Source organism: Amycolatopsis bartoniae (assembly GCF_014191255.1).
Lineage (GTDB): Bacteria > Actinomycetota > Actinomycetes > Mycobacteriales > Pseudonocardiaceae > Amycolatopsis_E > Amycolatopsis_E bartoniae.
In genome coordinates this window covers 94788-107515 of sequence record NZ_JACHWH010000015.1, presented here as the reverse complement: position 1 = coordinate 107515, position 12728 = coordinate 94788, and the positions used below count along the sequence as shown (strand labels likewise).

General features: G+C 66.5%; 10 protein-coding genes and 3 pseudogenes. 3 read left to right on the top strand and 10 right to left on the bottom strand.

Annotated elements, in window-relative coordinates; translation table 11 throughout:
* Together FHX82_RS34945 and FHX82_RS34940 are read left to right on the top strand one after the other, a co-directional pair.
* Positions 1-342 (top strand): hypothetical protein (locus FHX82_RS34945; RefSeq protein WP_183177025.1); only part of this gene is annotated, 342 nt, incomplete at its 5' end.
* Positions 314-1213: a PIN domain-containing protein gene (locus FHX82_RS34940; protein ID WP_145933476.1), complete on the top strand. Its 900-nt coding sequence runs from the start codon at positions 314-316 to the stop codon at positions 1211-1213. The genes FHX82_RS34945 and FHX82_RS34940, both read left to right, overlap by 29 nt.
* 263 nt (positions 1214-1476) lie before the next feature.
* On the opposite strand, the gene FHX82_RS34935 is transcribed toward FHX82_RS34940, so the two are convergent.
* Both FHX82_RS34935 and FHX82_RS34930 read right to left on the bottom strand, forming a co-directional pair.
* Entirely contained in the window at positions 1477-1686 is a 210-nt protein-coding gene (locus FHX82_RS34935; RefSeq protein WP_145933475.1) for a hypothetical protein, read from the bottom strand.
* 139 nt (positions 1687-1825) lie between these two features.
* Positions 1826-2368, bottom strand: a complete 543-nt coding sequence (locus FHX82_RS34930; protein ID WP_229880264.1) for a GNAT family N-acetyltransferase — start codon at positions 2366-2368, stop codon at positions 1826-1828.
* A 162-nt stretch (positions 2369-2530) separates the two neighbouring features.
* Here FHX82_RS34930 and FHX82_RS34925 point away from each other — a divergent pair.
* A pseudogene (locus tag FHX82_RS34925) lies at positions 2531-3301 on the top strand (transposase family protein).
* A gap of 248 nt (positions 3302-3549) precedes the next feature.
* On the opposite strand, the gene FHX82_RS34920 reads toward FHX82_RS34925, so the two are convergent.
* From FHX82_RS34920 to FHX82_RS34885, 8 genes and pseudogenes are all read right to left on the bottom strand, one after another.
* Entirely contained in the window at positions 3550-5910 is a 2361-nt protein-coding gene (locus tag FHX82_RS34920; RefSeq protein ID WP_145933474.1) for a DUF4365 domain-containing protein, read from the bottom strand.
* 132 nt (positions 5911-6042) lie between these two features.
* Positions 6043-6536: pseudogene (locus tag FHX82_RS34915) on the bottom strand (transposase); the annotation flags it as partial.
* 107 nt (positions 6537-6643) lie between these two features.
* A complete protein-coding gene (locus tag FHX82_RS34910; protein WP_145933473.1) occupies positions 6644-7459 on the bottom strand; it encodes a hypothetical protein in 816 nt (271 codons plus the stop codon).
* A gap of 830 nt (positions 7460-8289) precedes the next feature.
* Positions 8290-8500 (bottom strand): annotated as a pseudogene (locus tag FHX82_RS37535) (type I glyceraldehyde-3-phosphate dehydrogenase); the annotation flags it as partial.
* Positions 8461-8793 carry a PLP-dependent transferase gene (locus FHX82_RS34900; protein ID WP_229880266.1) on the bottom strand — a complete coding sequence of 111 codons (333 nt, stop codon included), beginning with the start codon at positions 8791-8793 and terminating at the stop codon, positions 8461-8463. The gene FHX82_RS34900 and the pseudogene FHX82_RS37535, both read right to left, overlap by 40 nt.
* 97 nt (positions 8794-8890) lie before the next feature.
* The gene (locus tag FHX82_RS34895; RefSeq protein WP_145933471.1) at positions 8891-10045 is read right to left on the bottom strand and encodes a cysteine desulfurase family protein; all 1155 of its coding nucleotides are present in this window, start codon (positions 10043-10045) and stop codon (positions 8891-8893) included.
* Complete coding sequence (locus tag FHX82_RS34890; protein WP_145933470.1) at positions 10042-11346, bottom strand: MFS transporter; 1305 nt, start codon at positions 11344-11346, stop codon at positions 10042-10044. The genes FHX82_RS34895 and FHX82_RS34890 overlap by 4 nt, the downstream gene beginning before the upstream one ends.
* Positions 11343-12701, bottom strand: a complete 1359-nt coding sequence (locus FHX82_RS34885) for an MBL fold metallo-hydrolase (RefSeq protein WP_145933469.1) — start codon at positions 12699-12701, stop codon at positions 11343-11345. Before FHX82_RS34885 ends, FHX82_RS34890 begins: the two co-directional genes overlap by 4 nt.
* Between the last annotated feature and the right edge of the window lie 27 nt (positions 12702-12728).

Sequence of the window (12728 nt, the reverse complement as noted above, 5' to 3'; positions counted from 1 at the left end):
TGGCACTTCGTAGCGGCGATCCTCAGCGGCCACGAAGCCGCCCGGCGATACCCGGAAGGCCACTGCCTCATCGTCGAACTCTCCACCGACACCGTCGTGCCGGAAGGCACATTCGCAGTCACCGTGCCCTTGTTCACCCAGATCGGCCCCCAGCGGATCGAACTCGGACACGTCGAAGCATGGCTGACCGACCCCATCACGATCGAGCGTCGCACGCAGGGGGACCACACCTACCATGCGGTGACCACCCTCGACCGTCGCGTGCGATACCGACTATCCGACGCCGCCACGTCGGCCGTCCAGGAGGAGAACCATGCCGACGACGAACCGACAAGCGCCTGAGTCTTATGTGCGGCGCTTGCTAGCCGAGCTGGACGACATTCATTCCGCGTACTCAGAAATCCTGTCGGCATCCTCGATCATCAACATCGATCCGAACCGCAGCAGCCGCAGCAGCTTCGCAGTCTTCGTTGGCTTCGCAAGCCGGGGATGGGCGCCGAGTTCGGACGTCCTCGAGGGCGATCGAATGACGCTGCTGCGCCGAGTCCGTGACTGGGAGCCGCGGTACCGACTGCTTTTCCCGCATCCGACTCCAACTGTTGGCGACCGGCTCGACAAGAACATCGGGCTTCTGGAGGCATGGCTGGTTCGGAAGAGTGGAGCGCACGGCGTCCCCTCCACTCTCGAACAGGCCATCCAACAACTCGACGATGTCGTCGCCGACCTCCGCCATTTGACCGATCTGCTGCCAGTCGACGACTACCCGACCCGGCTCACGGTCGACACCAACACACTCATCGACAACCCAGATCTTGCCGCACACGTCGGCGCGCTCGGCTCGAGGTACATGGCGCACCTGCTCCCGGTCGTGCTCCGCGAGATCGATGACCTCAAGCGAGGCGGTCGGAACCAGGACCTACGCGAAGCGGCAAAGCGCGCGGAGAAGCGACTCAAGGGCCTGCGATCCAACGGAAACGTCCGAGACGGTGTTCGCGTCGCCGGCGATGTGTGGGCTGTGTTCGAGCACATCGAGCCACGCAACGACCGGCTTCCCTCCTGGCTCGATCTGACCGTGCCCGACGATCGGTTCATTGCCTCCACTTTGTTGCTACAGTCCGGCCATCCGGGATCCGCACTGTACGTCGCGACCAGCGACATCAACATGCAAACCAAACTCGCCGCCGTCGGACTGCCCTTCATTGAGCTGCCCTAACGGTCGCGATTTGGACGACCGCAACGCGGCCAACTGTCGTACCCGATAGCTACGCTCGTTCCATGAAACCTGAGCCAGCAGCCTCCTCGCTGACGGCCGTATCGTTCGGACGACGGCCGGCCCGCTCGGCGATCCTGGGCGCTTCCGCGCTCACTTCCGACATCGTGGCTGCGACCCACCGCCATCGGGATTCATCGCTCGTCACAGAGATGCACCGCGGGACGCTACGAGGGTTCGTGACCCACCACGTATGGAGCGAGATTTCACGAGTGCTCGAGGACCGTGCACGGGAGAGCGGCGACTTCGATCTGGACGCAGCGCTGCGGCTCTGGTAGAGCCGGTACAACCCGCTGATCTTCACCGTGTGCACCGACGGCCTCCCACTGCCGCCCGATCTCCAGACCGGCCACTCCGGTCGGCAGGTCGTAGGGGGTCAACCAGCCCTGCACCGCCTCGAGCAGATCGTCTTTCACCCTTTCCGTCTCCTCCCGGACGATCTCCTCGACCGACGGACCACCCGGTGACTCCACAAACCGGTGCTCTTCACACCATCGACCGCCGCCTGCCGAGGAGCCTTTTCCAACCTCACTTTGAACAGGGTGGGAGGAGCGCTCATGGCGTTCCGGGACAATGCTCTGAGCGGAGCAGACCGTAGACGAGCACATCGACATACTCGCCGTGGTGGAAGGACCTGCCGCGCATGACCCCTTCCCGGCGGAACCCCAGGCGTTCGAGGGCTTTCTGCTCGCCGAGGTTACCGCCATTGGTGAGGGCCTCGATTCTGTTCGCAGTCGTGCGGCCGAACAGGTAGTCCACAAGCAGCTTCTGCGCCATCGTGCCCACCCCCTGTCCACGATGCTCGGGGAGCACCCCCACGCCGATCTCGTAGGTGACACCCGAGGGGAAGCCGCGGGGCTTCCAGGTGGCGATGCCGATAACCGTGTCGTCGGGCCGCGCGATCGCCACCGCCGCGGACTCGGCGGAGATGTACCCGTCGATCTCCCATCGCTTGCGGCGTGCCCTCGGATCACCGAATCCGGGCCACTCGAACTCGCCGAGCGCATCGGGATCCGTACAGAGGCGGTCGAGAAAGGCGAGGTCGGCCTCGGTGAACGCCCTCAAGTGGACTGTGTCCGGGCGGTTCGCTGGAGTCATGAAGGCCAGTATCGCGCCCGGAACATCCCCCGTCCGGCAGTGAGCACTTCCCAACCTGGTTGCGACAGGCTGGAGTTTGTCGGTCCCCACGTGCTGAATGTGGCGAAACTCCTGGTAGAGGAGTTCACGACCAAGATCACTCGCTCGACCAGGAGCTTGGCCATGCTTGTCTACCCGTCCGCGATTGACCTGTCCAGTTCGCACCTGCGGTTCCTCGCCGGGCACCTGCAACGGCGTCGCCGCGAACGAGGCACTGGGTGGCGCAGGCTACCGGTGTACCGCCAGGCCCTGCTCGTGCTCGCGCACCTGCGCTGCGGGGATACCTACGCACGCCTCGCCGCCAGTTTCGGGATCGGCGTGGCCACTGCCTACCGCGACATCCGCGACGCAATCGACCTGCTTGCCGCGCTCGCCCCACGTTGGCCGACGCGATCCGGCAGGCCCGGCGGATCGCCTTGGTGATCCTGGACGGCACGCTCCTGCCGATCGACCGGATCGCCGCCGACCGCCCCTTCTACTCCGGAAAGCACCGCGAACACGGGATGAACGTGCAGGTCCTGGCCGATCCGCTCGGCCGTCTGCTGTGGGCCTCGCCCGCCCTGCCCGGCGCAGTGCACGACATCAAGGCCGCCCGTCCCCCCGGCATTATCGAGGCGTTGACCGCCGCCGACATCCGCTGCTGGGCCGACAAGGGCCACCGCGGCGCCGGCGGCACCGTCCGCGTGCCCTACTGGGGTCGGTGGGCGAATCTCTCCGCAGGCCAACAGGCGGTCAACCGGCTCCCACACCCGGATCCGGGCCGCCGGCGAGCAGGCCAACGCAGCCCTGAAGGGCTGGCGTCTCCTGCGCAAGCTCCGGTGCAGCACCACCCGGATCACCAGCCTGGTCAAGGCCGTGACGGTCCTTCACAGCGCTACCAAGACGGGAAGTTGAAAAAGGCTCACTGTCTGGGCCGCGCCCTGCCGAAGACTCGAACATGCCCATACTGCTCACCGCTAACTCTCCCGCGGCCGACGCTCTATCACCAGAAGCATGTCGACCCGGATCAACAACCCGTCCGGCAGGACGATTGGCGTGATTGCCGCGGGAATCTGACTAATTGTTAATTCTTGACAGATTTATCATCTTGTTCCGGTCGGTATTCTCAACCTGGCCTTCGCGGTCGCCAACTACGTCCTGGGTCACTGAGTCGCTGGCTCCGGCTTTTCGTCGGCCGCGGCTTCGGCCAAGTACTCGTGCCACTTCAAGACGCGGCCGTCTCCTGTTTGGATGGAGATGTGCTGCACCACTTCGTCTGCTTCGTCCTGGCGGCCTTGGTCAGTTAGCAGGGACGACAAACTCATTGACGCCCTGTCATCGCCAGCGTCGTGGGCTCTGCGTAAGGCCACTTCGGCGCCGGCGAGGTCACCCTGGTCGCGGAGCATCATCCCGATCAGCTGGTCTGCCTCGACAGCACCCCGGCCGTCGACCGCCGAACTTTCCCGCAGTGCCTCGCAGAGGCGCTCGAGGCGCCTCCAATCCTGCTGGAAATAGGCGAAATTGGCGGCCATGTGGATGGCTTCGATGCTGCCCACTTCGAGGGCGGCGTCATACCAGCCCGCCGCGAGGTCCGGACGACCGACGCTGCTGCACACCTCGGCGGCCATATGGAGGGCGTCGAGGGTGTCGCCAGCCTCGAACTCGCGGACGAACCAGTACACCGCTTGCTGCCATTCACCGCGATCGCGGTGTAGTTGGGCCCGTAGCCCAGCGGCGGGGAAGATGCCGGCGTCCGCGGCCTTCTCGTACCAGGACTCCGCCTCGCGGATCTCTTCTCGTTCGGCGCAAAGCCTGGCCAATGCTTGCGCGCCGTGCAGATCACCGGCTTCGACGGCCCGGTGGAAATACTCCTCGGCCTTATCTACACGGCCGTTGTGCTCGTAGAAGAGCCCGAGCCAGAATAACCCTGGCCCATAACCTTCCTCAGCGAGGTAGCGCCATGAGGTGTATGCCGGTTCCGCGAAGCCGAGCCGCCAAGCGGTAAGTCCAACGATGAAATGCCGGGCCGGTTTGTCCTTGGTGAAGGCCAGCGCCGATCGCCAGACTACATCCGGCACGGCCGTGTCTGCCGCCTCGGCGTGATCCACGAGGTAGTCGAATGCCTGGTAGGTTCGGTCGTCGTCGCCCGGTTGAAGAGGGCTCGTCGTCCCGCAACGGAGAGCCGCCGCCCAAGCGATCGCCCGGTCGAAGGATTCCGGCCGGAGCCGTCGGCCACCTCGCTGGTCCAGGTAGTAATCGTGGGCCTCTGCCAGTAGCTCCACCGGCAGGGCGCCGAACAGGCCCGCGCGGGCGAAGTCTACCGCCGCGGCGATCAAGGCAGCGGCTCGGGGTTGGTGATCGGGTGCCCAGGCGTCGCGGTGCGCGGCCACGATCTGCGGCCCGGCTGCCAGGTATTCCGCGATGCCGTAGCTGCCGGCTACGTCGGCGGCGTCGGCGAGCCGGGCATCATCGGTCTCCCCGGCGAGCGCCACTTCGTCCGCGGACCAGACCCGGTCCAGGTGAACCGTCGTGGCTCGTTCGAGCAACCTCGCCTCTGGGCTCTTCGCCGCGCCAATCCCCGAGCGGTCGATGCGGCGGCCGGCCCGCAACGTCGCGACGATGATCATCCGGCGGCCCAGCAGCTGATCGAGCACCGCCGAGGTCAGGCCGGCCGGGCTGAGGAAGCGGTCCAGGTCGTCCAGCCAGAGCACAGCCGTCTCGGGGACCTGGTCGATCGCCGCGCCGACGGCCCCGAGCTGTTCGGCTGTTTCTGGGATGCTCAGAAGGTGGTCGCCCATCAGATCCTGGACCACCTCCGCAGCCAGTCGACTCTTGCCCGCTCCCGACTCACCTGCGATGACGATGAAGCCGCCGTTGTCCTTCACCGTCCGCAGCAGCGTCCGCAGCTCCCGTTCCAGGTCACGCTGCACGTAAGGGGTGGCGATGTCCTGCCCGTCCAGAGGGGCGGCTCGGTGGACACCGAGTTCGGTTAACGTGACATCGCGGGCCATAGGCCAAAGCCGAGGATCGGCGGCCGATGCGCTCGACAGCCGGGGTCGGCGACGCCGGCTCGAAGGTGCGTTCGAGGTGAGCTGGCGCAATGCTTCCGCGCCGTCCGCCTCGAGTCGCTGGCTACTGGGTACCAAGAGCCTCGTGCCGCCCTGGGGGCCCTTGACCAGGGTGGCCGGGGAGACTTCCTGCCAGTGGCAGGTGTTGTTGGCGGGGTTCCAAAGGACGACGACTACCGGGAGGGTGTGGTGCAGCCAGTACTCGATATGCCGGGGCTTCGGCCGGAACCACCAGCCGTTCTCTGCAGGCGAACTGAAGAAGCTCGCGCCGGACTTGATCTGGAGCGCCAGGACACGGCCGGTGGCCCGCCCGTCTTCGACGATCTCGACCTGGGCATCCACGCCGTGGTCACCGGTCGACTGTTCTCGGAAGAGCCAGCCCAGATCTCGTTCGACGCGCAACCGGACGTGCGCCACACCAACGGTCGCTGTCTGGGCTGAAGGCAGGTGCTGCATTCCGACAGGGTAGAGACATCACCCGATAATCCACTGAGTGCCCGTCCGCCGTCCTGTAACCAACCAACAAGTGGGCCGTTGCTCGAATCGGGCATCATGACGCAGAAGGGCGACGGCCAGTCTGCTGCACGATTAGTGACAGTTGTGGTCACGCGGCCTGGCTGGCTGGCGTGGTCGTGATGTTTCGTATTCGATGGGGGTCAATCGACCGAGGGCGGTCTGGCCGGCTGCGGCGGTGGTAGGTGTGTTCAGTCCAGGTGACGATCGCGGTGCGGAGTTCGGGTCGGGTGGACCAGGTGCGCCGGTTAAGAACGTTGTTCTGCAGCAACGCGAAGAAGCTTTTCATGGCGGCGTTGTCTCCCGCGGCGCCGACCTGGCCCACCGAGCCGGTCAGGCCGTGACGCGCGAGCGCACGGACGAACTTCCTGGATCGAAAGTGCGATCCGCGGTCGGTGTGCACCACGCAGCCAGCAACCCCGCTGCGGCGGGCGAGGGCGTTGGTGAGCGCGGTGACAGCGAGACGGGACTTCATCCGGGAGTCGATGGAGTAACCCACGATCCGGTTGGAACAGGCGTCCTTGACCGCGCAGAGATAACAGTTTTCCTTCTGCGGTGCGGTGTTCAGACTGCCAACGACCTCCGACAGTTTTGCGGTTAGACCGTGTTGCACGAGGGTAGGTGGATGCCTTGGCCTGAAGAAACGCGCTTAATCAGCCTCAGCTAAGCGTTAGGGTTAGTGCGCAAGAACGTTTATGGTCTTGCGCACATGACGGTAAATCTCATGCACTGAATCATCGTGGTCAACAAGCACACAGGCGGAAAGGCTTGCTCTGTGTCGGCCAACCAGAAATGCCATTGCTTCGCCGAGTTCATGCGGATCAGGGCAAGTGTTACTAAGCCAGGTGACGTAACTTGGCGGTTTCTGGTCGAGAATCAGAAGTGTTGGGTACCCCGCATCATGGGCTCGCTTCAGTTGCTTGGTCAACTTCAGCGGTACGGCACGCGAGAAGCGAAAGCCCTCCATTCTGAACGGGTCGTAGAACTGAAGGCGTACAGGTTCGACGTCAAAGTCGGAGCTGTCAGGGTGCCAGTAGATGCCTACTTCATGGTCGTACCACTCTTTGTCGGGCCGGACCAGGGCCATGACAGCCCGGTCGTACACGTTGCGCACATAACCGTTCAGCATCCGCCGCCACTCGTTCCGAGACACTCCTGGCAACCGGACGTACGCACGGCAACTCAAGCTGACATGGTGGCCTGCCCGTGCTGCGAGGTCACTAAGCGGTGGCAGGAGGATCTCGCGCAGCTGATTCATGGCAGCAGGCAGCTTCGGGTCGAAACTCCGCGAGGCAAGGCACACGTCAGCCGCCCACGCAGCGTCGTAGCCATCCTCGATGACGCGTATCAGGGCGTCGACTGTCAAGTCGCGCACCTGGCCTGCACGATCGGGCCTGTCTTCGATGGCGAGTGATCTGGAAGGATTGGACAGCGCTGCACACACCAGTTTGAGACACTCGTCTTCCCGATCGTGGGCCGCATCCTTTGGCATGCGAACATCATGCACGCTGGGGAGAACTGGATTGCGAAGCCACACACGGGGCGCCACTTACTGGAACACCGCGCAGAGAACACACCGTCGCTTGCCGTGTTTCCACCCGTAAAGATGCCGCAGGTCAGAAGGAGCGGGGCCGTCCGTTGCCGCCCGGTAGTGACCTCGCCAGGAACCGGCCCGCCCACAGCCTCGACCGCGTCATTAGGTAGACAACGGCAGGCGTGTGGTTAGTGTGCAACTCCCCCCTCGGACACTTCCCATAACCCCAACTGTGCGGGTCGAGATTCGTCTCGGCCCGCACAGTTCGTTTACCCGGGTAGTAGACCAGCTGCAGGCCCAGCTGCTGGTAAACCTCTGCCTTGTCCCCCGGGTCCGCGAGGGTCAGGGCTTGGCGGATGTCGCCCAGGTCTTTGATGAGCTGCCGGATTTCGTCCCGGGACAGCCGTGACGGTCGGATGCTCACCCGAGTCTTGGTAAGTGCCTCCGCGCGCCGGGCCTGGGTCTCTGCCATCCAGCGGGTCACCAGCTGCGGGTCCGCCCCCGCTTCCAAGGCCGCCCGATGGCGCGCCAACGCCTGGTCGCACTCCTCGACCACCCGGCGAGCCGCCAATACCGCCGGTTCCTCGCGCTTCTCAGCCTGCGCCTCGTACAGACTCTCGACGGTCTCAGCCAGCCCGGCTAATCGCGCCCGGCCGCACCCGTCGCGGCGTCCGTGGTGACGACCGACACCGCGAGCCGGGCGAAGTTCCGCACCTACCGGGCCATCCTGGCCCGGACACCCCGGGAGCTGACACGGTCCTCAGCCGAGTCGTCCGGCGACGAGCCTCGACGAGGTCGAGTGTGCGGTGGGTGCAGCCCCACTCGTTGTCATACCAGCCGAAGACCTTGACCAAATCACCCTCGGCCTTGGTCAGGCTTGCGTCGAACACGCACGACGCCGGGTCCCCGACGATGTCACGGGACACGATCGGCTGCTCGGTGTAGCGGCGGCAAGCCCTTCAGTGTGCCTTCGGCCGCCTCCGCGAAGGCCCGGTTGACCTGCCCCGGCACACGATGTGCTCACCGGTTTTGATGTGGGACAGGAAGATTGCGGCTTCGGTTGCCATGCCGGAGCCGAAGGCCAAGGCGGCTTCGGCGTCTTCGAGGTCGGCGAGTTTGCGTTCCAGGGAACGGATGGTGGGGTTGAGGCCGTAGCGGGTGTAGAGGTTGCCCTCGGTGCGGCGCTCGACGACGTCGAGCAGGTCGGTGGTGGAGTCGAAGGCGAACGTGGAGTGCCCGTACAGCGGAGGGTGGATGGCGCCCTGGGGGTCGCGGATGTCTCCGGCGTGCACGCAGCGGGTGGACAGCTCGGCGCGCTGGCTGTTCAGACTTCGGCTTCGCCTCGGTCATCTATCTCCTGCTTTCCGTTGGGGCGTCGGTGTTCCGTCGTTACCTGGCGGCCGTGATGATCTGGTCGGCGGCACGGTCGATGTCGTCGGTGGTGCTCCAGCGGCCCAGGGACAGCCGTAACGCAGACAGGCCGCGGTCGGTATCCAAACCCATCGCGGTCAGCACTGGTGAGGGTTCGTGGGTGCCGCTGTGGCAGGCCGAGCCGGTCGACGCGGCGATGCCCGGTAGTGCGGCGAGCAGTTGGTGTCCGGTGGCGTGGAGGATGCTGAGGTTGAGGGTGTTCGGCAGACGTGCTGCCATGGGCCCGTTGAGCAGCACACGGTCGGGCAGGCCAGTCGCGAGCCGATCGTGGAGGTGATCTCGCAGTTTCTGCACGCGGTGCTGGTTGCCCACGGCGAGATCGTCGCTCGCCAGCTCGGCGGCGGTGCCCAGTGCGACGGCGAGGGCGACGTTCTCGGTGCCCGCGCGCAGGCCGTGTTCCTGCCCGCCGCCATACACGACGGGTTCCAGCGGGACACCCGAGCGTACGTACAGCGCGGCGATGCCTTTGGGCGCGTACATCTTGTGCCCCACCACGGTCAGCAGATCCACGTCCGCCGTCGTAACGTCGAAGGGGAGCTTTCCGACCATCTGGGCGGCGTCACTGTGGAACAGCGCGCCGCGCTCATGAGTGATCCGGGCGAGGTCTGCGATCGGTTGCAGCGCACCGGTTTCGTTGTTGGCTGCCATGATCGACACCAGCACTGTGCGGGCGGTGATCGCGGCAGCCAATGCGGCGGGATCGACCAGGCCGGAGCCGTCGACGGGCAAGTAGGTCACTTCCGCGCCGTGCCAGCGTTGAAGGGCCGTACATACCTGCAGCACCGCGGGATGCTCAGTGCGCTGGGTGATCACGTGCGGCCGTTCGCGTCCGGCGCCGAGGACTGTGCCGCGGATGGCGAGGTTGTCGGTTTCGGAGCCGGACCCGGTGAACACGATCCGGCCGCCGCTCGCCCCGATCAGCGTTGCAACCTGGGCGCGGGCCTGGTCCAGTGCGGCGCGGGGGCCGTGGCCGTAGTGGTGGTCGCTGGATGGGTTGCCGAACGCGGTGCTCAGGTAGGGCTGCATCGCCTCGGTGACAGTGGGGTCGATCGGTGTGGTGGCGTTGTAGTCGAGGTAGATCGGACCTTCGGCAAGTCCGCTGGGGACGGTCACAAGACGCCTTTCTCCGACGCGGCGACAGGGTTGGGGCGGTGGGTTTTCGGGTGGGTCTCGTACATCCGGACCGCGACGATGACTCCGGACGCGGCGGTGAGCACGGCGACGACCCAGACGGCGGCGCGCAGGCCCCATAGGTCGGCGACGATGCCGGCGAGCAGTGCGCCGACCGCGAAGCCACCGTCGCGCCAAAGCCGATAGACGCCGACCGCGCGAGCGCGCCATGCTGGGTGGGCGACGTCGCCGATCGCGGCGAGCAGCGTCGGGTAGACCATGGCGGTGCCGGCGCCGAGGAAGATGGCGGCCACCAGCCATAGGGTGAAGGTGTCCGCGAGCGCGACCAGAGCGAGCGCTGCGGCCTGGACGAGCATGCCCGCGGTGATGAGCTGCTTGCGGCCCCACCGGTCCGACAGCGACCCAGTGATCAGTTGCCCGGCGCCCCAGACCGCGGGGTAGACCGCGGCGAGAATCCCGATGCGCGAGACCGAGAGCCCGGCGGTCGCGAACAGGATCGGGAACAGGCCCCAGGCGAGACCGTCGTTGAGGTTGTTGACCATCCCCGCTTGGCTGGCAGCCGACAGGGCGGGCTCGCGCAGGCCGGTGTGGCCGAAGACCTGCCGGTTGGTCAGCTCTGCGTGCAGGTGGTCGTGGCGGCCGTCGGTGCGGGCGGTGTGCTGGGTGGCTTCCAGTCGGGCGTGCTCTCGGGTCTCGTGCACGACGAGCCCGGACAACCCGAGGCCCAGCGCGACGTAGGCAGCTCCGAGCAGGAACGGGGCAGGGCACAGCCCGAAGTGCGCGGCGAGGTAGCCGGTGGTCACGGCGGTGGCGGCGACGGCGAGGTAGCCCGCGGCTTCGTTGAGGCCCATCGCCAGGCCGCGGCGGGCGGGTCCGGCGAGGTCGATCTTCATGATCACGGTGGTGGACCAGGTCAGTCCCTGGTTGATGCCGAGCAGCACGTTGGCGGCCACGACCCAGCCCCACGAGGGTGCCCAGATCAGCATCACGGGGACCGGGATCGCGACGAGCCACCCGGCGAGCAGGACGGGTTTGCGGCCGAAGCGGTCCGACCAGGTCCCCGCGAAGTAGTTGCTAGCGGCCTTGGTGACGCCGAAGGCCAGCACGTAGGTCAGCAGGAACGTGTAGCCGGTCAGGTGAAAGGTCTGCTCGGCCAGAAGCGGCAGCACGGTCCGTTCCTGCCCGAGCACTCCGCCAACCAGCGCGTTGACCGTGACGAGGAGGCTGAACTGGGCCAGGTTGGCGCGGATGCCCAGCCGCAGGCTCGCGTCGACGCGGGTCACAGCCCGGTCTCCAAATGCCGGCCGGTCGCTGCCGCCCAGTCCTCCGGGCCGCCCGTCAGCACGGCGAGGTCCCGATGGCCGGCCTGTTCGAGCAGACTCGCCGCGCCCATCGCGCGTTCCCCGTGGCCGCACATCACCACCAGCGGTTCGCTCGGCACCTCATCGGCGCGGCGGAGCAGGTCGCCGAGTTCGAGATGCAGGGCGTCGGGCAGATGCCCGGCGGCGAACTCCGGGGTTTGCCGGATGTCCAGTACCGGGCCCGCAACCTCGTCAGGACCAACCAGTCGAGTAGTGGTGGTGGCATCGCCCGCGACGGTCCAGGCGTCGATGCCGCCGGTGAGTTCGCCAACGAGGTTGGTGTAGCCGATCTTGGTGGCCTGCCAGACGATCTCGGCCGGGTCCTGGTCGGGTCCGCGCAGGATGATCAGCGACCGGTCGTGCGGGGCGAGCCAGCCGAGCCAGGACGCGAACACCGGCCGCAGCGGGATGGACAACGCGCCCGGTACATGCGCAGCGGCGAACTCCGGCACGGGCCGCACGTCGACCAACTGGGCGCCCTCGGCGAGCATCGCCCGCACGCTGACGACGTCGAGCGCCGCCAGCTCTGGGGTTCGGTCGAGGATGGCGGGCCCGCGGCGGTTAATCTCGCCCAGCCGCAGGAAGTAGGGCGGGAAACTGCCCAGCGATCCGAGCAGTGCGGCCACGAAACTGTCCTCGTCCTCGGCGTTCAGCAATGGGTTGGTGGCCTTCTCCTCGCCGATGGTGCTGACCCGGTCGGTGCCGGGCGGGGCCGAGCAGAACGATCCGGCGCCGTGAGTGGGCCACACCGCCACCTCGTCCGGCAGGGCCGCGAGCCGTTGCAGTGAGGCGTACTGGGCGCGGGCCAATGCTTCGGTCTGCTCGGGTGAGACAAGGTCGGTGCGGGCCGCGGAGCCCACCAGCAGGGAACCACCAGTGAACACCCCGATGGGACGGTCACTGTCCAGCAGCAGGAACGACAGATGCTCGTGGGTGTGGCCCGGCGTGCCCAGGGCCCGCAGTCGCAGGCCACCCAGGTCGACCTCGTCGCCATCGCGTAAGCCGCTGTGGGTGAACTCGCGGTGCCCGGTCGCCGAGGCCAGCACCCGCGTGCCCTCAGCCGACGACAGCTGCCGGGCGCCGGACAGGAAGTCCGCGTGGAGGTGCGTGTCGGCGGCGAACGCCATAGTCAGCCCACGCCGTTGCGCGGCGTGCAAGGTCGCGCGCAGGTCGAGGCTGACGTCGACCACCATCGCCCGGCCGTCGCCGAGATCGACCAGGTAGGCCGAGTTGCCTAGCCCTTCGTCGACGAACGGAACCACGTCGATCGTGCTCATCGGCTCCTCCTTGACTCCGCACCGCCG

Excerpts from the sequence above, each read along its gene's own strand:
- FHX82_RS34940 (WP_145933476.1), top strand. The coding sequence starts at position 314 with ATGCCGACGACGAACCGACAAGCGCCTGAGTCTTATGTGCGGCGCTTG.
- FHX82_RS34930 (WP_229880264.1), bottom strand. The coding sequence starts at position 2,368 with ATGACTCCAGCGAACCGCCCGGACACAGTCCACTTGAGGGCGTTCACC.
- FHX82_RS34920 (WP_145933474.1), bottom strand. The coding sequence starts at position 5,910 with ATGCAGCACCTGCCTTCAGCCCAGACAGCGACCGTTGGTGTGGCGCAC.
- FHX82_RS34910 (WP_145933473.1), bottom strand. The coding sequence starts at position 7,459 with ATGCCAAAGGATGCGGCCCACGATCGGGAAGACGAGTGTCTCAAACTG.
- FHX82_RS34885 (WP_145933469.1), bottom strand. The coding sequence starts at position 12,701 with ATGAGCACGATCGACGTGGTTCCGTTCGTCGACGAAGGGCTAGGCAAC.